Source organism: Spirosoma liriopis (assembly GCF_023196085.1).
Classification (GTDB): Bacteria; Bacteroidota; Bacteroidia; order Cytophagales; family Spirosomataceae; genus Spirosoma; species Spirosoma oryzicola.
This window is the reverse complement of the sequence record NZ_JALPRF010000001.1, coordinates 1740254-1766358: the sequence shown is the minus strand read 5'-3', so window position 1 is coordinate 1766358 and position 26105 is coordinate 1740254. Positions and strand designations below refer to the sequence as shown.

At 50.9% G+C, this 26105-nt stretch carries 23 protein-coding genes; 11 read left to right on the top strand and 12 right to left on the bottom strand.

Translation table 11 applies throughout. From position 1 onward, the window contains the following. Positions 1–27: 27 nt before the first annotated feature. The 5 genes from M0L20_RS07300 (at position 28) to M0L20_RS07280 (ending at position 7297) form a co-directional block, all read left to right on the top strand. The gene (locus tag M0L20_RS07300) at positions 28–3447 is read left to right on the top strand and encodes a VCBS repeat-containing protein (RefSeq protein WP_248476300.1); all 3420 of its coding nucleotides are present in this window, start codon (positions 28–30) and stop codon (positions 3445–3447) included. Between the two features lie 226 nt (positions 3448–3673). Next, positions 3674–4375, top strand: a complete 702-nt coding sequence (locus M0L20_RS07295; RefSeq protein WP_232560197.1) for a hypothetical protein — start codon at positions 3674–3676, stop codon at positions 4373–4375. Continuing rightward, positions 4372–5637 (top strand): glycerophosphodiester phosphodiesterase, encoded by a 1266-nt coding sequence (locus M0L20_RS07290; RefSeq protein ID WP_232560196.1) that lies wholly within the window; start codon positions 4372–4374, stop codon positions 5635–5637. The genes M0L20_RS07295 and M0L20_RS07290 overlap by 4 nt, the downstream gene beginning before the upstream one ends. A 4-nt stretch (positions 5638–5641) precedes the next feature. Next, complete coding sequence (locus M0L20_RS07285) at positions 5642–6364, top strand: hypothetical protein (protein ID WP_232560195.1); 723 nt, start codon at positions 5642–5644, stop codon at positions 6362–6364. Positions 6365–6421: 57 nt separating this feature from the next. Beyond that, positions 6422–7297 (top strand): metallophosphoesterase family protein, encoded by an 876-nt coding sequence (locus M0L20_RS07280; RefSeq protein WP_248476299.1) that lies wholly within the window; start codon positions 6422–6424, stop codon positions 7295–7297. Positions 7298–7299: 2 nt separating this feature from the next. Here M0L20_RS07280 and M0L20_RS07275 read toward each other — a convergent pair whose 3' ends face one another. Both M0L20_RS07275 and M0L20_RS07270 read right to left on the bottom strand, forming a co-directional pair. Next, a complete protein-coding gene (locus tag M0L20_RS07275; RefSeq protein ID WP_248476298.1) occupies positions 7300–8082 on the bottom strand; it encodes a hypothetical protein in 783 nt (260 codons plus the stop codon). Positions 8083–8101: 19 nt separating this feature from the next. Then, the gene (locus M0L20_RS07270; RefSeq protein ID WP_354004163.1) at positions 8102–8989 is read right to left on the bottom strand and encodes a hypothetical protein; all 888 of its coding nucleotides are present in this window, start codon (positions 8987–8989) and stop codon (positions 8102–8104) included. A 144-nt stretch (positions 8990–9133) separates the two neighbouring features. On the opposite strand from M0L20_RS07270, the gene M0L20_RS07265 reads away from it, so the two are divergent. Both M0L20_RS07265 and rhaM read left to right on the top strand, forming a co-directional pair. After that, the gene (locus M0L20_RS07265) at positions 9134–10762 is read left to right on the top strand and encodes an amidohydrolase family protein (protein WP_248476296.1); all 1629 of its coding nucleotides are present in this window, start codon (positions 9134–9136) and stop codon (positions 10760–10762) included. A 137-nt stretch (positions 10763–10899) separates the two neighbouring features. Continuing rightward, on the top strand, positions 10900–11214 hold the full coding sequence (gene rhaM / locus M0L20_RS07260) for an L-rhamnose mutarotase (RefSeq protein WP_248476295.1): 315 nt from the start codon (positions 10900–10902) through the stop codon (positions 11212–11214). On the opposite strand, the gene M0L20_RS07255 is transcribed toward rhaM, so the two are convergent. Next, positions 11202–12212, bottom strand: coding sequence for a lysylphosphatidylglycerol synthase transmembrane domain-containing protein (locus tag M0L20_RS07255; RefSeq protein ID WP_248476294.1), 1011 nt, complete (start codon positions 12210–12212; stop codon positions 11202–11204). The two genes, rhaM and M0L20_RS07255, sit on opposite strands and share 13 nt — an antisense overlap. Before the next feature lie 125 nt (positions 12213–12337). On the opposite strand from M0L20_RS07255, the gene M0L20_RS07250 reads away from it, so the two are divergent. From M0L20_RS07250 to M0L20_RS07235, 4 genes are read left to right on the top strand one after another with little or no spacing between them, the layout of a single operon-like run. Further along, positions 12338–14425 (top strand): DUF7657 domain-containing protein, encoded by a 2088-nt coding sequence (locus tag M0L20_RS07250; protein ID WP_248476293.1) that lies wholly within the window; start codon positions 12338–12340, stop codon positions 14423–14425. A gap of 10 nt (positions 14426–14435) precedes the next feature. Beyond that, on the top strand, positions 14436–15170 hold the full coding sequence (locus M0L20_RS07245) for a glycosyltransferase family 2 protein (RefSeq protein ID WP_248476292.1): 735 nt from the start codon (positions 14436–14438) through the stop codon (positions 15168–15170). Then, complete coding sequence (locus M0L20_RS07240; RefSeq protein WP_248476291.1) at positions 15170–15577, top strand: DUF2304 domain-containing protein; 408 nt, start codon at positions 15170–15172, stop codon at positions 15575–15577. Before M0L20_RS07245 ends, M0L20_RS07240 begins: the two co-directional genes overlap by 1 nt. Before the next feature lies 1 nt (position 15578). Then, positions 15579–16343 (top strand): glycosyltransferase family 2 protein, encoded by a 765-nt coding sequence (locus M0L20_RS07235; RefSeq protein ID WP_248476290.1) that lies wholly within the window; start codon positions 15579–15581, stop codon positions 16341–16343. Here M0L20_RS07235 and M0L20_RS07230 read toward each other — a convergent pair. The 9 genes from M0L20_RS07230 to M0L20_RS07190 form a co-directional block, all read right to left on the bottom strand. Continuing rightward, a complete protein-coding gene (locus M0L20_RS07230) occupies positions 16336–17532 on the bottom strand; it encodes a glycosyltransferase family 4 protein (RefSeq protein ID WP_248476289.1) in 1197 nt (398 codons plus the stop codon). The two genes, M0L20_RS07235 and M0L20_RS07230, sit on opposite strands and share 8 nt — an antisense overlap. A gap of 7 nt (positions 17533–17539) precedes the next feature. Continuing rightward, positions 17540–18577 (bottom strand): glycosyltransferase family 2 protein, encoded by a 1038-nt coding sequence (locus M0L20_RS07225; RefSeq protein ID WP_248476288.1) that lies wholly within the window; start codon positions 18575–18577, stop codon positions 17540–17542. Positions 18578–18581: 4 nt separating this feature from the next. After that, the gene (locus tag M0L20_RS07220; RefSeq protein WP_232560182.1) at positions 18582–19319 is read right to left on the bottom strand and encodes a cephalosporin hydroxylase family protein; all 738 of its coding nucleotides are present in this window, start codon (positions 19317–19319) and stop codon (positions 18582–18584) included. Further along, positions 19316–20179, bottom strand: a complete 864-nt coding sequence (locus tag M0L20_RS07215; protein ID WP_232560181.1) for an NAD-dependent epimerase/dehydratase family protein — start codon at positions 20177–20179, stop codon at positions 19316–19318. The genes M0L20_RS07220 and M0L20_RS07215 overlap by 4 nt, the downstream gene beginning before the upstream one ends. Continuing rightward, positions 20173–21399 carry a class I SAM-dependent methyltransferase gene (locus M0L20_RS07210; protein WP_248476287.1) on the bottom strand — a complete coding sequence of 409 codons (1227 nt, stop codon included), beginning with the start codon at positions 21397–21399 and terminating at the stop codon, positions 20173–20175. Before M0L20_RS07210 ends, M0L20_RS07215 begins: the two co-directional genes overlap by 7 nt. A gap of 4 nt (positions 21400–21403) precedes the next feature. Further along, complete coding sequence (gene rfbC, locus M0L20_RS07205; RefSeq protein WP_248476286.1) at positions 21404–21955, bottom strand: dTDP-4-dehydrorhamnose 3,5-epimerase; 552 nt, start codon at positions 21953–21955, stop codon at positions 21404–21406. After that, positions 21952–23049 (bottom strand): CDP-glucose 4,6-dehydratase, encoded by a 1098-nt coding sequence (gene rfbG / locus M0L20_RS07200; RefSeq protein WP_248476285.1) that lies wholly within the window; start codon positions 23047–23049, stop codon positions 21952–21954. The genes rfbC and rfbG overlap by 4 nt, the downstream gene beginning before the upstream one ends. A gap of 10 nt (positions 23050–23059) precedes the next feature. Beyond that, positions 23060–23830, bottom strand: a complete 771-nt coding sequence (gene rfbF / locus M0L20_RS07195) for a glucose-1-phosphate cytidylyltransferase (RefSeq protein ID WP_248476284.1) — start codon at positions 23828–23830, stop codon at positions 23060–23062. A gap of 120 nt (positions 23831–23950) precedes the next feature. Next, complete coding sequence (locus M0L20_RS07190; protein WP_248476283.1) at positions 23951–25768, bottom strand: hypothetical protein; 1818 nt, start codon at positions 25766–25768, stop codon at positions 23951–23953. Between the last annotated feature and the right edge of the window lie 337 nt (positions 25769–26105).

Genomic DNA, 26105 nt, shown 5'->3' with positions numbered 1-26105 from the left:
GTGTACTGGCATTTTTCGTTTATTTTTATGGGATTTATACTCAAAAAAAGTCTGCCTTACGTGACAACTAAAGTTTATTCTCTTTTTTTTGCCAGTATTCTTTGCCTAACGGGTTGTTCGGATAAAACATCGACCGAAAAAACTACCGAACCCGCTGGTCATCCGCTTTTTACTTCACTTTCTCCTGACCAGACTGGCATTACGTTCGCTAACAACCTGACCGAAGGGCTGAATACGAACGTGCTGATGTATGAGTATTTCTACAACGGTGGTGGTGTAGCCGTCGGTGATCTGAACGGCGATGGATTAGACGATATCTATTTTAGTGGCAACATGGTTCCTAATCAGCTTTACCTGAACAAAGGAAGCATGAAGTTTACGGACGTAACGGCATCGGCAGGCGTAGCTGGTCGGGAAGGCCCCTGGCGAACGGGTGTCTCGATGGCTGATGTGAACGGCGATAGCCGACTTGATCTTCTCGTTTGCTATTCGGGCAGTCTGCCGCCATTCAAGCGGGTTCCGCAATTGTTTATCAACGATGGCTCCGACGCGCAGGGCATACCGCATTTCACCGACCAAACGGTACAGTGGGGACTCGATAAACCCGGTCAGACAACGCAAGGTACTTTTTTCGATTATGACCGCGACGGCGATCTCGACCTTTTTCTGCTGAACCATAATCCACGTCTGTTGCCCGTGCTCGATCCGGGGCCAACGGCGGCTTTATTGAAACAAAGCAATCCGGAAATTGGCGTACGGCTTCTCCGCAATGTAGGCAATCGCTTCGAGGACGTTACCGAACGATCCGGTTTGAGCAGTTCCGTATTGAGCTATGGCTTGGGGTTAGGCGTGTCCGACCTAAACGCCGACGGCTGGCCCGATTTGTACATTTCCAACGACTATACCATTCCCGATTATCTGTATCTAAACAATCACGATGGGACGTTTACCAATCAACTGAAAAATAGTGTTCGGCATACGTCTCACTTTTCGATGGGGAACGATGTGGCTGATGTCAATAACGATGCGCGACCTGACATCATGACGCTCGATATGCTTCCCGAAGACAATCGACGACAAAAATTGCTGATGGCTCCCGACAACTACGAGAAGTTTAATCTGGCCGTGGAGTCGGGGTTCTATTACCAGCACATGCGTAACATGCTTCAGATTAACGAAGGTGTTGAGACGAAAAATGGTAAGACGATACCCACGTTTAGCGAAATAGGCCAACTGGCGGGCGTATCCAATACCGACTGGAGCTGGTCACCACTGCTGGCCGACTACGACAACGACGGCTGGAAAGATATTTACGTAACAAACGGCTACGTCCGGGACTACACCAACCAGGACTTTTTGAAGTTCATGACCGATTACATGCGCAACCGTCCGGCCAACTTTAGCCGGGAGGACGTATTGGAACTCGTGCACAAAATACCCTCGTCGAACGTCACGAATTACATGTTTCGCAACCGGGGCGGAGAAAGGGCAGGGGCGGTCACGTTCGACAACGCGAGCTCATCCTGGGGACTCATGCAGGCCTCTAACAGCACCGGAGCCGCCTACGCCGACCTGGACAATGACGGTGATCTTGATCTGATTGTCAATAACACGAATCAACCGGCCTTTATCTTTCAGAACGAAACCAGTAAGGAACGCAAACATCACTATCTGTCCGTGCGGCTTGTGGGTTCCGGGGCCAATACGCAGGGTGTGGGCGCTAAAGCTATTCTTTACCGCAAAGGCAAACAGCAATACGTTGAGCAGATGCCTACGCGTGGCTACCAGTCGAGCGTATCGCCCCGCCTACATTTCGGACTAGGTGCAGATGCGAATATTGATTCGCTCCGGGTGGTCTGGGCAACGGGGAAGCAACAGCTACTTACCAACGTAAAAGCCGATCAGCAGCTGACGGTTCAGGAAAAAGACGCACGTATGCTGTACCACGGTCTACAAGCTACGCCCGCTATTTTCAAGGAAGTAAAAGCGCCGTTGGCCTTCACAGATCCGGCCAATACAACGAATGATTTTAAGCGACAGACGCTATTGGTCAATGCACAGTCATTCAACGGCCCTTGTCTGGTCAAGGCCGATGTAAATGGTGACGGACGTGAGGATGTCTACACCGGGGGGAGCAGTGGGCAGGCGGGTACTTTGTTTGTTCAACAGGCAAATGGCCAGTTCAGCCGCCTGCCTGAACCAGTATTCGAGGCCGACAAAGCCTATAACGATGCTGACGCTGTTTTCTTCGACGCCAACGCCGATGGTTTTACGGATCTATACGTGTGCAGCGGTTATTATGGCGATTTCGCTACTGACGATGTACGGCTACAGGATCGGCTTTATCTAAACGATGGCAAGGGGAATTTTACGAAAAGCACGAATGCGTTGCCTTCCTTGAAAACCAGCGCGGGCTGCGTACGCGTGACCGATGTGAACGGCGATGGAAAGCCTGATCTATTCGTTGGAGGAAGGGTTGTGCCGGGACGTTATCCGGAGTCGCCCCGGAGTTATCTGCTGATAAACGACGGACAGGGGAAAACACCGCATTTTAGTGATAAGACCGCTCAGCTTGCGCCGATGCTTGAGCAAATTGGGATGGTAACCGATGCCGCCTGGACCGATCTGAACGCCGACCGCAAACCTGAGTTAGTCGTGGTAGGGGAGTGGATGCCCATAACCGTACTCAGCTGGAACAACAACCAACTAAACGATCAGACAGAAGCGTATCTGGGCAAGGAATACCGGGGTTGGTGGAACAAGCTGCTGATAGACGATTTTAACGGCGATGGACGGCCTGATCTGGTTGTCGGTAATCAGGGGTTGAATACCCAGTGCCGGGCCAGTGAGCAGGAGCCTGCCGAATTGTACTACAAAGATTTCGATAACAACGGAAAAATCGACCCTATTCTTTGTCTGTACGTACAGGGGAAAAGCTACCCTCACGCGACCCGCGACGAGCTACTTGAGCAGGTAGGAATGCTGCGTCACCGCTTTGTTAATTACGATAGCTACTCGAATGCTACGCTGACCGATGTATTTAAGCCAGAGGAACTGAAGGATGCAAAAAAATTGACAGCTACTTATTTTAAGACGGCTTATTTCGCCAGCACCCCGTCCGGTAAACTTGCCGAGAAACCGTTACCATTAGACGTACAGACGTCACCTATTTTCACATTGACCGCTCTTGACTATAACCACGACGGCCAGAAAGATTTGCTGCTCTGCGGAAACACGACACAGGCTCGACTCCGGTTTGGTCGATCCGATGCAAACGCGGGCTTGTTGCTGAAAGGGAATGGTAAGGGCAGCTTTGACGCGGTACCACAGCAACAATCCGGCTTCCAGCTAACGGGTGATGTACGGGCTGTTTTACCAATTGCCAATACCGTTCTGATTGGTATCAATCAGCAGCCTCTGCGCGCTTATCAAAACGTAAAGCCATAGCTCGTTTCGTGTCGATGGGGTCACTCGGGAGGTGTCGGTTTCTCAAAACCGACACCTCCTTTTCGTTGAACCTGAGCGGGTAGCGGTCTTATCAGCTAGCCGACTCACTCGCGGATCAATAACATAATAGCGACCTGCGTAGTTTAAACCCGTTAGTGCGTTCATTTTATCACGTAACTAAGTGGGTCCCATTCGAACTATATTTACTAGATACTGCTGGCTTGGAATGCTGTTGGTTTTACCAGCAACGGCTGCTTTTGCACAAGTACCGGCCACAGAATGGCCTGATCAGCCAGAAATTTATTTTCCTCAGGCTCCTACTCCCGGCAAATGGCGTAAATCCATCGGTGCTGTTTTTACGACAACGCCACCCGAACTGACGGAAGAGGTACGGGTAAGCGTTCCTGCCATCGACTTCAACGTTCAGCGCGGGTTGACCAAGCATCTGTACCTGACTACCCGGATACAAACGCAGATTGTGCAAAGCAATGTTAGCGTAGGGTTACGCTGGGCCACGCCATTGACGGATCGCCTGCACATGTCCGTCGGTTACGACCTGAGCGGTTGGTTCGGAGCGTTAAAAATCAAAGACGTTTTTAACAGTCAGGCTTATGGCGCGCAGAGTCTGCCCAGCTTATCGGTGGGTTACCGCCTGACGCGCGATCTGGAGGTTACACTCCGGTCAGAAGCCATCATGGATCTGTATTACCGATCAAAAGTCGGCACGCTGGCCGTTGTTTATGATCGACGGCAGATCAACGGCGTTGCCTTCACGGTGATGCTCGAACAGCCTTTTTACAACAACCAGCACGTATCGGTTGGCTTTCGGGCGGCATACTCCAATTTCAACTGGCAACTCTGGTCACTTTACGACACGTTTGACCGGAACCTACTATACCCACAACTTATTTTCGGCTTTATCCTGTGAGACGGTTTATTTATATACTAGCGGGCCTGTTGCCGTTGCTCCTGTTCGGATGCCGGAAAGATTACGAAGCGCCCGTACCCTACAATTTTGCTAATCAGCCGGGACAGGGGCGGTTTACGCCAGCGGTCAGACAGGCGATGGAAGGCGTTTACAGCGTTACGGAAGGAGCCGGCCAATTCGGTGATCAGGTTGTGTTGAAGTGGACGTACACCCATGAAGGTAGCGATACAACGCACTATTTATCTATTTTCACAGGCGTGGACGCGGGCTATTTCAACCTGGAAATCGATCCAAAAGCCGATAGCCTGGCCATGTCGGGGTACTGGCGTAAATTGACCAATACAGAGACTGGGCTGGCTCGACTAGCTGTTCAAACTCAGCACAACGGTCAGTTGAAGCCGTTTACGGGTAACCTGCTTGAAGGCGATACACTGGTCGTAAATGGTGCCTACGGTGGTAAGACAGGAGAGCCAACTCAAACGATACGCTTTAAGTATCGTAGACCAATCAATCCAAGACCCTTTTCGATTATGGCGCATCGGAGCGGTGGACGTACCTCCGACCTGCTGCCCGCTTCCGAAAATTCGGTGGAGATTATTAAGCTGGCATCGCGTTTGGGCGCTACGGGTATCGAAATCGATGTTCGTTACACGAAAGATGGTGTACCCATTCTTTACCATGACAACACGCTCAACCTCCGGCTAATCCAAAAAAACGGGCTGGCAGGTCCCATCGAAAACTATACCTATCAGCAATTGACTTCCTTGGTTCGGCTAATTAACGGCGAGAAAATTCCGACGCTGGAAGAAGCTATGGAAACGGTAGTGAACAACACCGCGCTGAACTTTGTCTGGCTTGACACGAAATACATCGGCCCAATGGACAAAGTGCAGGCCATCCAACAGAAATTCCAGCAAAAGGCCACCCTGGCTCGGCGGAATCTGCGGATCATTATTGGTCTGCCCAGTACAGATGCCGTCGCGTCGTATCAGGCACTGAGCAATAAAGACAACACACCGATTCTCTGCGAATTGGACACGTCCATTACGCGTAGTCTGGACGCTCGAATCTGGGCGCCCCGTTGGACACTAGGACCGCAGACCGACGAAGTAAAAGCAATGCAGGCAGAAGGGCGAACGGTATTCGTGTGGACACTCGACGAACCGGAGTTTATTCGGGAGTTCATCGCTGAAAACACGTTCGACGGCATCCTCTCAAACTACCCGACGGTGGTAGCTTATTATCACTACATAGATCAGTAAGGGCATGAACATTCGTTTACACATAGTAGGATGGGTCGCTTGTCTGCTGTTGCTGACCGATGGCGCTCGGGCGCAAGGACAACGTCGGTCGACGGATTCAACGCGGACCCGGCGCTCCTGGCGCTTATCATCAGACTCAACGCGGTTTCGACCCCGTTTGGCCGACTCGATCCGAACCCGACGCTGGGATTACGCGCTTGTCGTAACGGCTGGTGGAGGTCTTTCTTATTACGCAACGCACCTGGGTATGCCAGTGGGGCTGGAACAAGCCCGTATCAGCCGATTTGGGGTTCCGGCTTCCCTACGGGTCATGTGGTATCCCGATCATCGATTGCGGGTAGGTTTGGAAACGGGTTGGACAAGCATGTACAGTTACCGGGGCCGGGTCGATGGCGAACGAGCGCGTGTTTACGTATCAGCAGTGCCTGTGTTGCTGGTTTTTTCGATGCCGCTGGCGTGGATCAAAGGTATCGAGCGCAATCTGGTGCGTCGTATGGCAGTGACGGTGGGAACGGGTGTTTACGTAAATCACTCGCGACTCGATTACGCCGGAACGGTAGAATCGAACACGATCAGTACCGGCTGGATGGCTGCTACGTCATACACGTATCCAATTGGCCGACGTTTTAGAGTAGCGGGCGAACTAAAGTGGTTCGACGCGGTAGCGGTTAAAAACGCTGCGTTCACAGCGGAGCTGCAACTCGTCTGGCGTGCCCATTCCTGGTAGGTTAGTTGATTTATTCTCCGTGATGCTGAAATAGTATCCTGAATCCTGATGCATGTTATGAATCAAGACGATCCGAAAAAAGAAATTCTGTTTTTAAGTGATACGCAGGCACCCATGTGGGTAGAGCGGCTGGTATTGCGGACGCACCAGAACACCAAAGCGACGACGACCATCTTTGCTGAAATCATACGGCTGAAACCTGCTGTGTTGTACTGGCTCGGGGATATTGTATCGCTGGGTTACAGAAACAATAAATGGCGGATTATTGATCAGTTTCTGGCGAAATGCACGGAAGTTGGTACGGCTGTGTACGCAATCATGGGTAACCACGATGTGATGGGCCGACCCCGGAAAGGTGCCCGAAATTTCCAAATGCGTTTTCCTGAGCATATCCCGACTGGCTACGTGAAAACAACGGACAGCATCGCCGTGGTCATGCTGAATTCGAATTTTAGTACGCTCTCGGTCTCCGATCTGATAAAGCAACAAACGTGGTATGAACAAACGCTACAGGAACTGGATGCCGACCCAACCATAAAAGTCGTCATCGTTACCTGTCACCACGCACCTTATTCAAACAGCAAGCTGGTCGGTTCGTCGAAGCTGGTTCAACAGCGGTTTGTGCCAAGTTATATTCAGTCGCAGAAAGCGCGGCTGTTTATCACCGGTCATTCGCACGCGTTCGAGCGTTACCAGTTCGAAGGCAAGGAGTTTCTGGTTATTGGCGGTGGTGGTGGCCTGCGTCAGCCATTGAATATGTCGCCGAGCCGACTGCCCGATCTGGCAACGCCTTACAAGCCCCTCTTTCACTACCTGTCCGTTCGACGCGAAGACAACGGCCTGCACCTAACCTCGTACTGTCTCCGCAAAGACTTTTCGGGTTTCGACAAAGGCTACGAGTTTGAGATTCCAGCGGAGGTTCCGGCCACCTAGGATTATTCCTCATTCACTGTTCCAACGCCCAATTCCGAGAACAATGTCTGCCAGTACTGGGTCACGGCGGGGTTGTTTTCTTTGACAGATGCGCTCGGCTCGAAAGGCAGGATCATGGTAATATCGGGGCTACCAAGGGTATATCGCTTCAACTGCTCGGCATCGGCTTTGGCCCATTCATCGGCTTGTGCGTTGTCCTTGGGCGGTTTTACCTGAAAATCCCGACGACCTGCGCCTTTGACGCTTTCGATCATATCGCTTAGGTAATAAACTTTTACGGTAGCTCCGGTTTCGTTAGCCTTGGCGATTACCGGCAGACTCGCCCAGATATCGGTTTCCTGATTCGACGAGCCGGAGTTCTGGGCTACCAGTTGTTGAAGAACCCGCTGACGGATCTGCGCTTTCTCGCGGCTGAGTGATAAGGAGAATTCCGTTTCGGCGGCTTCGCGGTCCGTGGCGCTTGCTGCTGAGACATCTTCCAGCTCCGACCGGACGGTCAGGTTAAGCGCCCGCGCCTTGGAGGTGTTTTCGTGGATAAAATATACCTCAAGCCGGTCGCCTTTTTGCCGGATATTCTGTTCGATAAGATCCGTAATTGCCTGTTGATATTTCTGGGCTACAAACGCTTTATTGATGTTGACACTGCGGGTTTTATCCAGAAAGATCAGCGTATACGTTGGCCCTTCCGTATTCACTTTGGGTTTATCGCCATCGCCGGAGCAGGCCAGCAGGGTAACTAAGAAAAAGCCGAGCAGGACCCGGCTGATGATGAACGTACGTTTCATAGTGCAGTAACGCAAAAACTTACCGGCTCGATACAAACGCTTCCCGTAAGGTGCTGTCAGCGGGGGCGTTATGATGCCAGTAATCAGTCAAAATAGTTTTCTTTAAAACGGCTCTGGAGGTCAGAAGGTTGTCTTTGCTCTTGTAGGTTTCTTCCCAACCGACAATTTTGTGCGGAAACCGACTCTCAAAAATAATAACCAGCGTTCGATGGTCGGTCGGATATTCGATGGTATAGGAGTTAAGAAACTTGCCGGGGTATAAAACACCTTCGTAATTCGCTACCTTAACGTTGGCGGTTAGGGGAGCAAGGTGTTTGTGGCGCAATCGGGCGGCAGTCGTTCCCGGTACGAGTTGAATCTGGCCCTTGGGTAGCTTGTCCGGATTGATTCGAATGCGATTCCAAAGTTCGTCCTCTAGCATACCTTTGCCAAAGCTATACTCTTCATCCGCTTCTGACTCTTCATAGGACCTCCCTATCACCACATATCCATTGTTGCGATAGTTGATTTGCGTGTAGCTATGGCCGCTCCAACCCTGTTCGGATGCGCTAATTTTCAACGTATTGGGAAATAAAGGATTGTTGATGGGCGTGAAAACGGACGTGAGAAGCGAATGCTCCGTCAGACCCGTGACAAACTTCTTCGATAGCGTTGTCTTTAGCACAGGAATGGCTTTTTCCTGACCATCGGGCGTCTGAGCCTTTACCTGTTTATCCGTTCTAAAAGCCTCGATTTCGAAAAGCAATACCGCTTCGCCCGGATTCAAGGCCCCGTTTTGCGCCTGTTCGAGCCGGTAGCTGTTTACTTCTGCCTTGCCCGTAGACCAATAGTTGTCGAATCCGTTTGGTGTGTCATTCGCTGGTACTGTTGTACTACTGGCCGACTGCTGAAAGATAGTTGCTCTCATGGCAAAGGCGAAAACAACCGCGAGGGCAAGTACGATAAGCAAAAAGTTTTTCTGAACGAACATAAGGCGCTTGAGGATTCGGCCGGGCAAAAGTCTGGCAGTTTCGCTTATCTTACAACTCTTTACCCAAACAATTACCCAATCATGATACAACCTTACTCGCGACTCCTGTTAATTGTTTGCTGCTCCTGTTTCATTTTTCGGTCGTTATTCGCCCAGGTTGAGAAAGCCCCGGCCCGTCAGGAAGGCGAAGGCCCGTTTGGCAAACTCATCATTCGAGGTGTTACGCTGATTAATAGTACGGGTGCACCGCCCGTTGGCCCGATGGACATTGTGGTCGAAAAAAACCGGATTACCCAGATCCGGCAAGTCGGCTATCCGGGCGTTCCGATTGACGCAAAAAGCCGCCCGAAAGCCAACCCCGGCGACAAAGAACTAAACTGCGAAGGAATGTACCTGATGCCGGGTTTCGTGGATATGCACGGACATATTGGTGGACAGGCACAGGGTGCCAATGCGGAGTATGTATTCAAGCTGTGGCTTGGTCATGGCATCACTACCATCCGCGACCCGTCGTGCGGGAATGGGCTCGACTGGGTACTCGAACACCGCGCCAAAAGCGAACGCAACGAGATTACAGCGCCCCGAATAAAAGCCTATACTGTTTTTGGGCAAGGCGCAAAAGAGCCGATCAGTACGCCCGAACAGGCACGCGCCTGGGTACAGCAGAACGCCAAACGCGGGGCCGATGGAATCAAGTTTTTCGGCGCAGAACCAAATATTTTCCGGGCGGCCCTAGAAGAAAATAAAAAATTAGGTCTGCGCTCGGCTTGCCATCACGCACAATTGGAAGTGGCCCGCATGAATGCGCTGGCTACCGCTAAAGCTGGTCTCACCTCCCTCGAACACTGGTATGGCCTGCCCGAATCCTTGTTCGACAACAAGACCGTCCAAAACTATCCGGCAACGTACAACTACAGCAACGAACAGAACCGCTTCGAAGAGGCCGGAAATCTTTGGCAACAGGCTGCCAAACCCGGTAGCGAACGTTGGAACAAAGTGATGGACGAACTGATTGCCCTCGATTTTACCCTTGATCCAACGTTTAATATCTATGAAGCCAACCGCGAGCTGATGCTGGCCCGACGCGCTGAGTGGCACGATGACTACACCATGCCGAGTCTGTGGCGTTTCTACGGCCCCAGCCGGATTTCGCATGGGTCCTACTGGCATTCGTGGGGAACTGAGCAAGAAGTAGCCTGGAAGAAAAATTACCAGCTCTGGATGGAATTTATCAACGAGTACAAAAACCGGGGTGGGCGTGTTACGGCGGGATCTGATTCCGGCTTCATTTATCAACTGTACGGTTTTGCGTACATCCGTGAGTTAGAACTCCTGCGCGAAGCTGGTTTTCACCCCCTCGAAGTGATCCGGGCGGCTACGCTGAAAGGTGCCGAAGCCTTGGGCATGGTCGATCAGATCGGTTCGGTCGAAGTAGGTAAACTAGCGGATTTTGTGATTGTCGATCAAAATCCGCTGGCTAACCTGAAAGTGCTTTACGGAACGGGGGCCATCCATCTAAACGATAAAAACGAAGTAGAACGGGTTGGCGGTGTAACGTACACGGTAAAAGACGGTGTGGTGTACGATGCCAAGAAATTGCTGGCCGATGTACGCAAGATGGTTGCCGATGCCAAAGCGAAAGAGAACTTCGAAATTAGTCAGCCGGGCGTAGCTCCCAAACCGGGAAAAATATCAGGCGGCAAAAATTAATGGGCCATCATAATCTCTAAATAAGGCTGGCCTGAGCATAATCTGGGCCAGCTTTTTTTGTAGGTACAGAATGCATCGAATGCGTAAAGATTCGACCTGGATTACTTTGTTCAGCTAAACCACAATACCAAACCGATATGGAAGAAGTTGCCTTCACCATGAAGTTAAAACCCGGCGTTGAAGCGGAATATAAACGGCGTCACGACGAGATCTGGCCGGAGCTGTCGATGGCTTTGACCGAAGCCGGAGTACGTGATTATTCGATCTATCTGGATCGTACCACGAACACGTTGTTTGCCGTGCAGAAGCTCGTGGATGGCCACTCCGCCGAATTGCTCCACGAATTACCTGTTATGCAGCGCTGGTGGCAATACATGGCTGACCTGATGGATACCAATTCGGATAACTCGCCGGTCGTGCAGTCGCTGGAACGGATGTTTCATTTAGATTGAACCGTCTGGTTATCGTCTTGACGCTTGTTCAGGTACTTCAAAGCCGGTAAGATGCCAATCAAGCTTAGCCCTAAGCTGGTCAGTGTAAAAACCGCGTGCGAGAACGTAGCCCAGATAACACCGTTGTTCAGGCTGATAGCATACATCAACAGGGTGCGGCTCGCCAGGAAATGATACGAGCCAATATTCGCCTGCGTAGGAATAGTGATGCTACCCAGTGATGTAACAGCTACGATGGTCAAGGCTGCCGAAAAAGGTAAGTTTTCCGTGATGGGCAGCGCAAGGAACAAAACATAAATGGCTACCAATGATAAACCGTGAATGAGTATGTTAACGAGCAGGAAAACCGGTAAATTCGGTATATTGAAAACGCTGCTGACTCCTTTCTGCAATCCTGCCAGCTTATCCCGAAACTTGTACCGTTCGGGAAGAGCTAACCAGAATAAGCGGATAAGCCACAAACCAAGTAATCCAGCCAGAACAACTCCGGCAATAAGCAAAACGAGTTGTAGCCCCGAAAGCTGCTGGTAACGTTCGTTAAGAGATGTGTACTGACTGACGTAGCTAACTAGCCGATTGGTCTGCACCAACAACGTTACCAATAAAATAACAGCAACCGCCATTAAGTCGGCGATTCGTTCGCCAACTGCCGTACCGACGCTTTGCGGAATCGGAACACCATCCGACCGGTACAGGAGCGTACACCGAATAAGCTCGCCCGTACCCGGAATGATAAGCCCCGCGACATTACCCGCCATAGTCGCTAGTAGCGCCCGTCCGAGCGTTGGCCGAAAGCCTAGGCTGTTCAGCATCATTTTCCAGCGGATAGCTCGTAGTAGCGTCTGCGTGGTTACAATAAGAGCCGCTCCGATGATCCATTCGGGCAATGCCTGCTTTAGCTGGCTGGTAAGATCAGCTAAGGGAAGTCCTCGTAAAGTATACACTAATAAAGCAAGTGCTAACAAAATAGGCAGGAATCGCTTTAGTATTGCCTTCATTGGCACGGGCTTTGTAGAAAGGTGAGTACGTCTTTAGACCGCAAAATAACGATTAGAGCTATAGCTGCATATCGGCTAAAACCCTAAATTTGTTTACCGCTAACCCAATCCGGTACTTACTAGTAATGGCTAAAAAAGGAAAGAAACCAATTGCCGGCGCTGTTCGGCCTGTTGCCACTGTTTCTACCCCGCCCCAGTCGCCCAGTGTTAAACTCCCGGTTACGCCGTCGAGTGAGCCTATTCCTCCCAAACCTAGACCAACTCCCCCCAGCGATGCGCTGATTTGGTTCGATAAACGCGTGAAGTGGACCTTAGGGGCATTTGCCGGTCTATTTTTGCTGTTTGTTTTGCTAAAATGGCATTACGTATCACTACCGATCTGGAACACCATTCTGCCGGACGGTTCAGCACCGACGCGGGGTCTGGTAGCCGGTACGCCCAAGCAGATTCGGATGGACGACTACGCCGTGGGAGCGCCTTGGATTATATCGAACGTGATCAATGGGTTTCCCGAAGAAAACGAAGCGATTGGTGGCCTAAAGACGCCGTTATTGACCGTACCCGTCAAACATCCGGTTTCTATTTTCAAGATCGGTTACTGGGGTTTTTCGTTTCTGGATGCCGAACGGGGTTACGCCTGGATGTACGATAGTAGTCCTTTTGTCTTAGTAATCAGCGCTTTCTTGTTCTTCCTGCTCGTTTCCCGAAACCAGTACTGGCTATCGCTGACTGGAGCGCTAACGTTGTTGTTCTCGTCCGGTACGGTTCGGTGGTCGTTCATTCCGTCTGCTATCATCGGTTATTGCTGTGCGGCTTTTGTGGTTGCCGTTTATCTTTTCTACGAACGAAAACCGCTCCGCATCGCGCTCTTTTCGCTGTTACTGATCTGGATCGTCTGCGTGTATGCATTGATTTTGTACCCACCGTATCAGATCCCGTTAGCGTACTTATTCGGTATGGCGCTCGTCGGTTATATCATCAACAATCGGCAGACCATTTTTCCGCTTAAAGCGGTCGGGCTGAAGCTGGTCATGCTTGCGGGAGCCGTTGGTTTAGCTGCGTTGGTACTGTCGAGTTTCTTTTCTGATGTGCAGGAAACGTTGAAAGCGGTAACAAGCACCGTGTACCCTGGCCAGCGGAGCGAAACCGGCGGTACAGGCTTTATCGCCAACTGGTATTCGGAGTACTACAGCTGGTTTTTCTCCGATCAGGTGTTTCCTAAAAGCTGGCTCAACATCTGCGAACTGTCGCATTATCTAAATTTTGCACCCGTTATTATCCCGTTGACCATTGCCTTGTTTGTGCTGAATCGCCGGATCGACTGGATGCTCGCTGCGGCTGCGTTGTTTGTCGTGCTGATGTGGATATGGATTGAAATCGGTTTTCCCGCCGGACTGGCCAAAACCAGTCTGATGAGCATGGTACCGACGCGTCGGGCGCAGATTCCGATGGGTGTGGGCTGTATCGTGCTGCTGTTTCTGTACCTGGGGTCAATTCGCGACGCTTATCAGCAGGTTCCGCTATGGGCGAATGCGCTGGCGATTGCGGGCGTTATTGCTTTTGTGGCCTACACCGCTTACGTCAACGTGAATGATTCCGACGGACTGATCAAACCTTACCAGACGTTTATGCCGGTCGTGTTTTTCTCGCTGATGAACGCGTTGCTGGTGTTTACGATTCCTTTCCGCTACCGAACGGCTATTTTCTGCGCCGGATTATTAATTTTCCTGCTCCCGAACCTAAAAGCAAACCCACTGTCGAAAGGGCTTAGCCCCATTACCGACAACAGCTTTTATAAGACGGTTCGGCAGTTGGTAGTGCAGGACCCGCAGGCTCGCTGGCTTGTTAATGGCAGTCAGTTCATTTCGTACATGGTTACGGCCACGGGAGCCAAACAGATTACGGGCGTTAAATACATTCCTGACCGCAGGCATATTTTCAGCGTGCTGGACCCGCAGATGAAACGTGATTCGGCCTACAACCGCTACGCCCACGTGACGAACCAAAGCTACATCGATGGGAAAGATTCGGTGATCATCGTCAACCAGTACGAAGATGGGTACGTGATTGCAATGGACCCCTGTTCGCCCCGGATGAAGAAGCTCAACGTGAAGTATCAGGTATTCGATCACCAGCCGCAACCCGTGGAAGTGCGCTGCATGAAATCGGTGGCGACGCTTGGTTCGCTGACGATCTATCAGGCCAATCCGTAACGATCCGCTTATGCAGCCTGCAAAGCCCAACATTCTGGTAATCGTACCGTGTTTCAACGAACAGGGTGCTATTGCCGGTGTCGTGCGCGATCTGGTAGCGGTTCGCCAGCGAGAAGGGTATCAGCTGGACGTGCTCGTCGTCAACGACTGCTCGACGGATAAGTCGATGGACATAATTCGGACGCTGCCTTGTCTGTACTTGAATTTGCCGGTTAACTTAGGGATTGGTGGGGCGATGCACAGCGGCTACCGGTATGCCTTTCTGCATGGTTACGACATTGCCGTTCAGATGGATGGCGACGGCCAGCATCCCGCCGATGAGTTACCAACCGTGTTGGAACCTATTCTTAAGCAGGAAGCCGATATTTCGATTGGATCACGGTTTATCAATCGGGAGGGGTTTCAATCGTCCTTCAGCCGTCGGGTAGGCATCAAATATTTTCGCTGGCTCAATCAGTTGTTGATCGGGAAAACCATCCACGATAGTACATCAGGCTTCCGGGCGTTTAACCAACGAACGATAGCGATTGCCAACAACTATTATCCCGACGAATACCCAGAGCCGGAATCCATTGTTCAGTTTGGATTGCAAGGGTTACGCATCAAAGAAGTACCGGTTCGAATGCGGCACCGGCAGGAAGGAGTCTCATCGATCAATACCAGCCGGGCGTTTTATTACATGCTCAAGGTATCGCTTGGCATATTGTTTATGTATTTTCGTTTAGTAAATAAACGCGCTGACTGATGGCTACGTTGCCCATAACGATACAGGTTATCAGCCTGCTGGTGGCTTTTCTGGTGATGCTGTTCATCGGTCGGCTGATCGTGCGCGGAAAGCTACGGGAAGAATACGCCATACTCTGGATTGTCTGTACGCTTATTCTGATCGTTTTTTCGGTTTGGCGTCGTGGGCTGGAGCAGATTGCACTTACGTTGGGCGTATTTTATCCGCCTTCTCTTGTTTTTCTGGCGGCCATATTCGCCGTTCTGGTGTTTCTGGTACACTTATCGGTGGTTGTATCCCGGTTGCAAAGCCAGATCAAAACGCTGTCGCAGGAAGTTGCGCTGCTTCGCCACGAACTCGAAAGCCGTACTGCGGTGAAGGACACTTCAACCAGCCCAATCGCTGAACCAGCCGCGACAACTGAGTAACATGCTCCCGTCCATCAGCGTCATTACGCCCTCCTACAATCAGGGTCAGTTTATTCGCCAAACCATCGAATCGGTATTGTCTCAGGAATACCCCAGACTCGAATACATCGTTGTCGATGGCTTATCAACCGACAATACTCTTGCTATTGCGAAATCGTACGGCAATCGATTGACGCTGGTAGCCGAGCGGGATCGGGGCCAAACAGATGCCATTAACAAAGGACTTCGGCTGGCTATTGGTGATATTGTTTGCTGGCTTAACTCCGACGATTACTTTCTGCCCGGTACGCTGATGGCCGTAGGGCAGTTTTTTGCTAATCACCCCAATGCGCTCTGGCTGACCGGCGACTGTCAGATTGTAAACGAGAGTGGTCAAGTGATTCAGGAGCCGGTTCGGCAGTATAAACGACTGCTGCGGTCGCTAGTTCCGGCGGTATATATGGGCGTAACGAATACAATCTGCCAACCCGCAACGTTCTGGCGTCGGTCGGTTCACGAGCAGCTTGGCTACCTCGACGAATCACTGCGGTACACGATGGATTACGATTGGTGGTTGCGCTTATTGACGTGTCAACCCCCTGCGGTCAGTCGCCAGCTGTTTACCGCTTTTAGGATTCACCAGGCATCGAAAGGGGGAAGCGAATTCGAAAAGCAATTTGCGGAGGATTACGAAACGCTGCTGCGTCACTACAAATCGCCAATGGTTCGCGCCCTGCATCGGTGGCACAACCAGGCAATTGTCGAAGTGTACAAACGGATCAAATAGTCGGTTGCGACTTTCCGATAGCTTCGTCTAGCAACCGACGGAAATGAATATCGGTTTGCTCCCAGGTGAAATGACTGGCCTGTTCAACAGCTCCCACCGATAACTGTTGCCAATACGCTTGGTCATCGAACAACAGCGCCAGTTTGTCCGCCAGATCGCGGGCATTTCCTGATTCAAAATAAAGACCCGATTGACCATCCGCGACGGTTTCGCCCGTTCCACCTGTTCCTGTAACAACGGCGGGCGTACCGCAGGCCAGTGCTTCGATGACCGATAACCCAAACGGTTCATTATGGGCAGCATGGACCAGCACGCGGCTGCTGCAAAGTAAATGGGCTAATTGCTCATCCGTGTAAAATTCGTCGATGATCTGCACGGAATGCGCGATACCAAGATTGGCCGCGAGTTCGGTAAGCGTAGCCTTCTCGAAGCCTTTTCCTTTGATAACGAGCCTGATATGTCGGTATTTTTCCTGTTGGTGGAGCAGATGAACGGCCTGGATGACTAAATCCGTGTTTTTGAATTTTGATAACACCCCGACCATGACGACCTGCGGCAGTCGCTTGACCATTGGGCGCGTGTGAAAAACGTCATGAGCAATGCCCCCGTAGATAAGTCGGATTTTGTCGGCTGCAAGCGTTGGAAAAGTCGTTTTCACTTCCTCCGCCGAGAAACGAGAGTTTACTTCCACCAGATCGGTGACGGGCATTAACGTCTGTTCGATCCAGCGAAACAACGGATTGACCAGCTTCAGCCCCCAGCGCATGTAGGTTGGTTTGATGGAGTCGATCCACGCTTTGGAGAAGATAAAGGCCGTTGGTTCGTGACAGACATAAATAAGCATAACCTTTGGGCGTAGCATCTTGTAAAACCAGCCCCACCAGTTAGCCGGAAACGGCTCTGAAACAATCACGGGTGTATCGAGCGCGCGGGCGGCCCGGTAGATTCGCCAGAACATAAGCGGATAAAGTACCCAGAACCAGATCGACGAAGATAGTGGGCCGCCTACATCGACAAAACGAAGGCCCGCCTGCCGGGCTTCCGCGACAATGGCCGGATCGGAGCGAACCGATACGATAGTAATCTCCCAATCATGACGAATAAGTTGCAAACAAACCTGTAGCAGAAAGGTAGTAGACCCTCCGGCCAGCATACAGTGTGGATGCAAAAACGTAACTCGTTTTGTCATGATGGTGCTAAATTCCTCGTTTTGTTCGGTATTGAATAGACAAATACAGTCGATATAACAGGTTAAGCGCGGGCTTGACGACGTAAATTTGTGGCTTGGCAATCAACGCAGCTAAGGCAATAGATCCCGTTGGGTTCGGCGAAATGTGTTTGTCAATCGTTTTGATTCCTTCGCGGCAGGTTTGGGCATCGATTGTGCCGGTAATAATACCCACCAGCAGGGCCATTATCCACCGCTTGGCCTGATAAGCGCGCCATTCCGTAATGTCGTTAACGCCATTGGGTAGGTAATTAATAAGCCGTGGCGACTCTTCCAGCAGTTGGCAACTCCTGCCCAAGTCGCCAATATTTTCGAGTAATCGCGCTCCACCTAATTTCCCGTCTTTGGCGGTCCACACCCGAAACTTGGCTAGCGGTTTATCTATGTAGATGACATCGCCATGCTCGTGCAGTTTGAACAACAAGGCTACATCGAAGGCATATGTGATCGTACCATCCAGCAAATAACGTACCTGCTCATAAGCCGACCGTTTCATGATACCGCCCGGAATCCAGGCGAAAAAAGGTCGTGAATGAAGCAGTTCGGTTAATGATTCGGCTGCTGAGCGAACTCCCGATTTTTTACGGTTGGTGTACAGGCGAACCTTTGTAATGTCTTTGTGGTCAACGTTTTCAATTTCGCAGTAAGCCACCGCTGCTTTTGGATTGGCCAGCAACTGGTCCGCCAGTGTTTCAATCGCTGTCGGGTAAATCCAGTCGTCGGAGCAGAGAAACGAAATGTAGTCGCCCGTGGCCTGATCGGCGGCAAACTGAAAATGCCGGACCATTGGCAGAAACTCCGGTGGTTTTACTACACGTAAGCGAGGATCCTGAATTGTCGTCAGAAAAGCAGGTGCATCGTTTGTCGAATGGTTGTCCGACACAATCACTTCAATGTGCGGGTACGTCTGATTCAGCGCACTTTCCAACGCCTGCTGAAAAAACGGCAGTTGTTGGTTATAAAGCGGAATGACGATGCTGAAAAGCGGTTGCGACGGACTAAGCATAATCTTACTTCACACGCTTCAGGTAGCCTTCGGGGGCTACTGAAATTAATAATTTATTGTCGATGGCGTGATCGATTTCAAACGCGTCGGTTTGCTTCATAAACTCCCACACGGCTGTTTTGGGGTTGTTGCCCTGATCCCACGGACGGTCGTACATCCTGGCGGGCATATCTTCGACAATCGTGTCGAACACAACTAGATATGATCCGACCGTTACGAAGGGCGAATACAGTTCCAGTTCGCGCAGGACGTGCTCGTGGGTGTGGTTCGAATCCAGACAGACCATCACTGTTTGCTTGCCAACCGCCCGTTTTTTGACTTCTTCCACCAACCTTTCATCGATAGCCGAGCCTTGTAGCATCGTGATGCGTTTAAACATCGGATGCGCTTCGATCTCCCGGCGATTATGATCGCGAATGTCAATGTCGATGCCGATAACTTCACCTTTGCCGATCAGTTCGAGCAGTGACGCATAAAAAATCAGCGAACCACCGTGAGCAATGCCCGTTTCGATAATCAGGTCGGGTTGGATGCGCCAGATTAGTTCCTGCATGGCAATCATATCCTGCGGATACTGAATGATAGGACGTCCCATCCAGGTGAAGTTATAAGAGTATTTCTCGCGATTCGAGGCAATGTTGAAGGCCCGCGCAGCTTCTACCAGATCGGTTTTCTCTGGGTAAGACGCAATTCGTTCGGCGCATTCGTTCTTGAAATCAGTGATCGGGTCGGTGCTTGTCATGGGTTAGTTAGGGATTGAAGTTTGGCTGGATGGCCCCAGAAGGCCAGCGGTTCATAATCGGGATACGGGTAATAACCCAGATTTAGCGTTAACGCGTATTGATGCTCCTGCATAAATCGTTCCACCAGCGTCCGTACAGCAATCGGTTGACCGCTGGCGCAGTTAATAATGCCGGTAATTTGCTTTTGCAACGCTATTCGTACGAGGTTATTGGCTACGCTGGTTACGGGTAGATAATCGCGCAGCTGCTCGCCTTTCGACATGTTGAAAACCGGCTCGTTTCGTAGCGCAGCTGCTTCGACCTGTGCCAAAAGCGACCTGGGATTTTGCCCCTTGCCGAACATGTAAAACAGCCGTACCCACTTGAACAAAATATTCCGATCGGCTACGAACAGGTCAAGGGTTTTGCGGAGCGTATCTTTCGCTAAGCCGTAAGCAGTCGTAGGCTGCGTTGGTAGGTCTTCCGTAAGGCAACCGCTTTGCAGGCCATATTCCAGACAGGTTCCCGTCACGGTGAGGTCCGTCAGGCCATTGGTCAGCAGATTGGTTAAAAATCGATAGTGTTGCAGCCAGTATGTGTCCAGGTGCGCCAATGATTTGTAATCCGGCAAGCCTTGCCAGGCTAAATGAATGACCGCGTCAGGTCGTTCAAAGTAAGTAAATAGGTCTTTTTCCGAAAAATCAGTGCTTATGTCGAATGGAATGAACGTCACGTTCGATAGCCAGGGCGCGCCAGTAGGCTTCGTACGCGCTGTAGTAATGACACGAACATCATGCGTTGCCAACAACTGCTCTACGACATGGTTGCCGATAAAACCCGTTGCGCCGGTGACCAGTACTGTCTTGACGTTGTTTACCATACCGTCAGTTGAGGGATGGCGACAACAAACTGACCGCCCCATTCACGAATATACGCCAATTGCTGCGTGATTTCGTCGCGCAGGTTCCAGGGTAGAATCAATACGTAGTCGGGCTTCTGCGTTTTGAGTTGGTCTTCGTGAACGACTGGAATGTGGCTGGCGGGCAAAAACTTGTTTTGTTTGGCCGGATTGGCGTCCACCACAAAGTCGATGAAGTCATTTTTAACACCGCAGAAATTCAGTAGCGTATTGCCTTTGGCCGCAGCGCCGTAAGCCGCTACCGATTTGCCCGCCCGCTTTTGATCCAGCAAAAAGTAAAGTAGGTCGATTTTTACGCGTTCGGCTCGCTGCTGAAAATGACTATAATAAGCCATCGTCGTCAGGCCCGTTGCTGTTTCTTTTTGCAACAAAGCCGTAACGTTTGGCGAAATCGGTTTCGTCGGATCATCCGCGTGTTTGGCGTAAATGCGTAACGAGCCGCCGTGCGTTGGAAGTTCATCGACATCGAACAGTACCAACCCCTGCGATTCAAAAATCCGGCTGACCGTATAAAACGAGAGGTATGAAAAATGCTCGTGGTAAATCGTATCGAACTGGTTCTGCTCGACCAGGTTCAACAAGTGCGGAAACTCCATCGTAATAACACCCGTTGGCTTCAGCAGTATTTTCATACCGGCCACGAAATCTACAATGTCCGGTACGTGCGCCAAGACGTTGTTGCCCAACAGCAGATCCGCTTTGGAGTCGGTCAGTGCCAGCTCATGAGCCAGTTGGGTTCCGAAAAAGCGGGTGATGGTCGGTATTCCTTTTTCAATGGCTACCGCAGCCGTGTTTGCCGTTGGTTCGATGCCCAGTACCGGAATCTGCTTTTCGGCAAAATATTGAAGCAAATATCCATCGTTGGACGCAATCTCAACAACCTGCGAGTCGGCATTTAAACCAAAACGTTCGATCATATCCGCTACGTACCGTTTGGCGTGAGCCAGCCAACTGGTTGAGAAAGACGAAAAATACACGTACTCGTTGTCAAAAATAGCATCCGACTTTTTGTACTCGTCAATCTGAACTAGAAAGCAATTGGGGCAGGTGTATACCTTCAGTGGATAAAACGTTTCCGGTTCGTTTAACTGCTCCCGTGTCAAAAACGAGTTCGACGCGGGCGAATTGACCAGATCAATAAAAACGTGCTGAAGGGGCGTTTGGCAAAAGCGGCAATGCATGAGGCTATACAGTTAAACCAGTAAATTGGTCGTTCAGGAGTGGATGGCTGGCGTCCCGGTCCGAAAGGTCGCTGATGGGCAGGGGCCAGGTGATGCCAATTCGTGGGTCGTTGTACCGAATGGCTCCTTCGTGATCGGGTGAATAATAGGCGCTATGGCAGTAAATCAACTGGCAGTCCGCCGTGAGTGTCTGAAACCCGTGCGCAAACCCTTTCGGGATGTAAAGCATATGTCCGTTATCGGCTGATAATTCGGTGCCAAACCAGCGCCCAAACGTCGGCGATTGGGCGCGCAAGTCAGCAATAACGTCGAACACCCGCCCGGCAACGCAACGAACCAGTTTAATTTCGGCTTTGGGCGGGTGCTGAAAATGCATACCGCGAATGGCTCCGGTCTGGCACGTCATGGAGTGATTCATCTGTACCCAGTCGTCGTGGTGGCCGATCTGTGCGAAAGCCGCTTTGTCGTACGTACGGGCAAACCAGCCCCGGTTATCGCTGCGGGGCGATAGTTCGACCAGGTAAGCACCCGGTAAAGAAGTTTCTTTGAACGTCATCGGGTCCAGATCTGGTTTGTGGCCTGTGCCTGTTGTACATAGGCCGTCAGGTCAGCGGTTGTGAGAAGCTGGTTTTGCTCGTAATAGGCACGGTACCAGTCGATGGTGCGGGTAATAGTCGTTGGCATATCCCAAACCGGGTACCAATTGAGTTGCTCGTGCGCTTTGGTGCAATCGAGCCGGAGCAAATGGGCTTCGTGCGGATTGTCAGGCGAAGGTGTTTCGTGGTAATTGATAGCCGACCAGCGTGTTTGCGCCTGTCGCACAACGGCTCGTACGGGTAAAATGTCTTCGGGCGGTGGACCAAAATTCCAGCCGGTTGCTGCGGTTATGTCGCCCGTGAGTAAGCGCTGTCCTACGAGCAAATAACCCGACAACGGTTCCAGCACATGCTGCCAGGGCCGCACCGATTCGGGGTTTCGGATCGTAACGGGCTGATTGGAAACGCTACCCCGGATCAGATCGGGAATCAGCCGGTCTTCGGCCCAGTCACCACCGCCAATAACGTTACCGGCCCGAACACTGGCTAACAGCGTTTGATGCGTTTTGCCGTAGTTGGTCGGATTGAAAAATGAGTTTCGGTAGCTATTCGTCACCAGTTCAGCGGCTCCCTTGGACATACTGTACGGGTCGTAACCGCCCATACGGTCAGTCTCATTCAGGGGTCGGCCATCCTCCGGATTTTCGTAACATTTATCGCTGGTCACAATCACGACGGCCCGTACCGATGGCGTCTGACGAACGGAGTCCAGTAGTTTAGCCGTTCCCAGAATGTTCGTTTCAATTGTTTCCAATGGGTTCTGGTACGAGTAGCGAACCAACGATTGAGCCGCCATATGGATGACTACATCGGGCTGGTGCGCATCACAAACCATTTGTAGCCGTTGCTGATCGGTGATGTTGCCTAGCTCGTGCGTTATGGGCAGTTGAAGCAATTCCCAATGGTTCGGATGGGTTGGAGCGGGCAGCGAATAGCCAACCACATTAGCCCCTAACTCGAGTAGCCAGTAGGCAAGCCAAGATCCTTTAAAACCCGTATGGCCGGTAAGTAATACGGTTTTGTTGCGGTACTGATCGGCGAATAATGTTGTCATGCAGTAGCCTTTACCAGATTTTCCACTCAGCCGTGCCAGCACTCCAGGCTGTTTCCAGTTCTAGTTTGTCGCGAAGGGTATCCATCGGTTTCCAGAAGCCGTGATGCTTAAAAGCCATAAGCTCTCCTTCGGCGGCCAGGGTTTCCATCGGATAGCGTTCCCAGGTGGTACTGTCGCCCGCAATGTAATTAAACACCTCCGGCTGGCAAACGAAAAAACCGCCGTTTATCCAGGCTCCATCACCCTTTGGTTTTTCAAGAAACGAGCGAACGCCATTGGCATCATCAACGTCCAGAGCGCCAAAGCGAGCCGAAGGCTGGACCGCCGTTAACGTGCATCGTTTTCCCTGTGCCTGATGAAAAGCAACTAACTGGGTAATGTCAACGTCGCCGACGCCATCACCGTAGGTCATCAGGAATGGCTCATTGCCGATATGATGTTGCACCCGTTTGAGTCGTCCGCCCGTCATGCTATCGATACCGGTGTCTACCAGCGTAATCTTCCAGGGTTCGGCCTGCGAATTGTGAACCTGAACCTGATTGGTTCGCATATCGATTGTTACATCCGACTGATGCAGAAAGTAATTAGCGAAGTATTCTTTGATCAGGTAGCCTTTGTAGCCAAGGCAAACAATGAATTCGTTGAAACCGTGAGCCGAATAGATCTTCATGATATGCCAGAGAATAGGCATACCGCCAATTTCTACCATCGGCTTGGGCTTGACGACGGTTTCTTCACTCAAACGAGTGCCTAAGCCTCCGGCAAGAATCACAACTTTCATACAGCCTGGTTTAAGGTGCCAATTCGGAATAAGAAGTTACTAGTGGCCGTGCAAATATCATGCAAGGTTGCCGTTGAGCGGTCAGAAACCAATGGTTTTTAACCGCAGATAAAGAACTCACTATACGTCCAACGTGCTGTCGAGCGGCTGGTCTGTTTGCGTTTGCCCGTCGTTAATGCGTAACCATAAGTTATAATGACCTGGTTTGAGCTCTTTTTTGTCCAGAACGCAGGAAAAGCCTGGTTGCGTGTAGTGACGGGATAACAGGCGATCCTCCTGATCATTCCAGGTATGAACTTGCGTAGCGAAAGCGTAACAGGCTGACGAAGACCGAGCAACGAGCTGGATCGATGCCTTCCGGGGAAATGTGCCATTGACCAACGCCCAAGACCGGTAGAAAATCAGGAAATTACCTGCTTCTACTGGCTTCGCTTTGTACGTAACGCTGTTTGTCTGCTTTAACTGGGTTGGATCGAATGGTTGAGGGGCGCTTTTCAGATCGTTAAAGGTGACCGGCGGTATTTGGTAGATACCTTGTTTGTGAGCCGTGGCGTAGATCTTTTTCGGAAACTCTTGATTCGACCAATGAAAGGACAGATTCGCGGGGTTGTTGTTGTAAAAAGCGCTGCTGTAACGCATCGTGCGTGTTCGGTCGTAGATACGCTGGCGGTTGCCCTGATTGATGGGCGATATATACACAAAAACCGCAAGAACCGTATAACCCGCTAAGACGCTAAGGCGCAGTAAACGGTGTTCGATAAGTTGGAGCGCCAACACCGATTGCGTAGCAAACAGCATGACGACGACAATACCGTAGCGTGGTGTTGTTGCGTGTCCGAGACCCATTCCTGAACGGGTTGCCATAAGCGACAAACAGGTCAGATATAGAAATAACAGCCAGCCGATGACGGGTAAATTGCTACTAATGCGCTTCGTATACCAAGCGTAGCCGAGTAAACCAAGTGAGAAAAGCAGCGACGCGATTCCAAAGAGCATACTGGCCGTTGGCCGTCCGGGACCTAAAATCATGCCGGTCAACGTAAAAAAGTACGCAATAGCCCGTCCGCTATGGTTAAACAACGAATCAACGACATCAGGGTGGTAGGGTGGCCGGATGTATCCCAAAAAGTAGAAAGCGATTGTCAATGCACTGACTACCAGCCACAAAACGAGCTGTCTGTACGATTGGATCAGTAGAAGTAGAGCGGCACCCGTTACAAACGTAAACATACCATTACCACTCGTAAACGTCGCCAGGATAGCCGCTCCGCAGGCAAGAGCAAACGCACCCCGACCGGGTCGGCTCAGGCTGTATAAACTAAGCATGGCAAATGGAATGACATACAGGTTTTGCAGAGCAGCCATGCTCCAGGTCGATAGCTCCCAGTATTGAAACAAAAAGAGCGAATAAGCTACCGGCAGCAGAAAAAGCAACTTCTGATGCAGTGGAAATCCCCGAAAGGACGCTTTAAAAAAGAGCAGGCAAATCAGGACGAGCGAAAGGTTACCAACAAGTATCAAATGGCTGAAATTCAATTCGCCGAACAAGGCATAATCGGCCAGAAAGACCAGCCGGTCAAAGACGATGCGGTGCTCGTTATATTGCGAAAAAAGCAATTTAAGCTTTCCCCCAAATGTCAGGTTGCCAAATGCGTAGTCCGAAACAAAACTTAGTGCGCTATTAAAATCGTCCTCGTACGGAAAATTGTACGCGTTCTCAACGATGGTTACGAAATAGATGACGGCTGGTACAAGCAGTAAAACGCCAAAGAAAACGGCTAATACGGGCGATACCCGCCCTAATTCTGCTGACAAATCTGCTGACGGGGTCTTCAATCCGGTAGAAGGATCAATAGACCGGGCTTCTAATCGCCCGTATTTTTCGGTGGGTACTAAAAGTCGAAACAGGTGGGTAGCCCCGGTTGTAGGCGTTACCATTTAGTAAAGTAGTCGAAAGTTGAGGTGGTAAGTATAGCGGATTATCCACTAGCAGACAAGGAAAATGCGCGTCTGTGATCCTAGCGCAGGGGTGATAGCAGAGTAGAACCTACTGTTTACCCGTTGTTCCGAAAACGGTATTTATAAGACGCAGCCAAGATAGAGTTGGGTTGAATTGATATAACAGGATAAATCCTGCTCTGTAGCATCTAGTCTATGGCTAACCTATTCATTCACAGTTAGTAGAATGCACCGGTAATCGATAGGTAATAGCGCGAACTGCAACGCTACTAATTGCGTTTGACTAGCATAGAATCCTTTGACAAGCGGCTTAGTT

Bases quoted from the DNA above. Each gene is read 5' to 3' on its own strand.
- M0L20_RS07250 (WP_248476293.1), top strand. From the start codon at position 12,338: ATGGCTAAAAAAGGAAAGAAACCAATTGCCGGCGCTGTTCGGCCTGTT.
- rfbG (WP_248476285.1), bottom strand. From the start codon at position 23,049: ATGACAACATTATTCGCCGATCAGTACCGCAACAAAACCGTATTACTT.
- M0L20_RS07235 (WP_248476290.1), top strand. From the start codon at position 15,579: ATGCTCCCGTCCATCAGCGTCATTACGCCCTCCTACAATCAGGGTCAG.
- M0L20_RS07210 (WP_248476287.1), bottom strand. From the start codon at position 21,399: ATGCATTGCCGCTTTTGCCAAACGCCCCTTCAGCACGTTTTTATTGAT.
- M0L20_RS07240 (WP_248476291.1), top strand. From the start codon at position 15,170: ATGGCTACGTTGCCCATAACGATACAGGTTATCAGCCTGCTGGTGGCT.
- M0L20_RS07230 (WP_248476289.1), bottom strand. From the start codon at position 17,532: ATGACAAAACGAGTTACGTTTTTGCATCCACACTGTATGCTGGCCGGA.
- M0L20_RS07190 (WP_248476283.1), bottom strand. From the start codon at position 25,768: ATGGTAACGCCTACAACCGGGGCTACCCACCTGTTTCGACTTTTAGTA.
- M0L20_RS07220 (WP_232560182.1), bottom strand. From the start codon at position 19,319: ATGACAAGCACCGACCCGATCACTGATTTCAAGAACGAATGCGCCGAA.
- M0L20_RS07285 (WP_232560195.1), top strand. From the start codon at position 5,642: ATGAACATTCGTTTACACATAGTAGGATGGGTCGCTTGTCTGCTGTTG.
- rfbF (WP_248476284.1), bottom strand. From the start codon at position 23,830: ATGAAAGTTGTGATTCTTGCCGGAGGCTTAGGCACTCGTTTGAGTGAA.
- rhaM (WP_248476295.1), top strand. From the start codon at position 10,900: ATGGAAGAAGTTGCCTTCACCATGAAGTTAAAACCCGGCGTTGAAGCG.
- M0L20_RS07265 (WP_248476296.1), top strand. From the start codon at position 9,134: ATGATACAACCTTACTCGCGACTCCTGTTAATTGTTTGCTGCTCCTGT.
- M0L20_RS07275 (WP_248476298.1), bottom strand. From the start codon at position 8,082: ATGAAACGTACGTTCATCATCAGCCGGGTCCTGCTCGGCTTTTTCTTA.
- M0L20_RS07280 (WP_248476299.1), top strand. From the start codon at position 6,422: ATGAATCAAGACGATCCGAAAAAAGAAATTCTGTTTTTAAGTGATACG.
- M0L20_RS07225 (WP_248476288.1), bottom strand. From the start codon at position 18,577: ATGCTTAGTCCGTCGCAACCGCTTTTCAGCATCGTCATTCCGCTTTAT.
- M0L20_RS07295 (WP_232560197.1), top strand. From the start codon at position 3,674: ATGCTGTTGGTTTTACCAGCAACGGCTGCTTTTGCACAAGTACCGGCC.
- M0L20_RS07255 (WP_248476294.1), bottom strand. From the start codon at position 12,212: ATGAAGGCAATACTAAAGCGATTCCTGCCTATTTTGTTAGCACTTGCT.
- M0L20_RS07215 (WP_232560181.1), bottom strand. From the start codon at position 20,179: ATGGTAAACAACGTCAAGACAGTACTGGTCACCGGCGCAACGGGTTTT.
- M0L20_RS07245 (WP_248476292.1), top strand. From the start codon at position 14,436: ATGCAGCCTGCAAAGCCCAACATTCTGGTAATCGTACCGTGTTTCAAC.
- M0L20_RS07270 (WP_354004163.1), bottom strand. From the start codon at position 8,989: ATGAGAGCAACTATCTTTCAGCAGTCGGCCAGTAGTACAACAGTACCA.
- M0L20_RS07300 (WP_248476300.1), top strand. From the start codon at position 28: ATGGGATTTATACTCAAAAAAAGTCTGCCTTACGTGACAACTAAAGTT.
- rfbC (WP_248476286.1), bottom strand. From the start codon at position 21,955: ATGACGTTCAAAGAAACTTCTTTACCGGGTGCTTACCTGGTCGAACTA.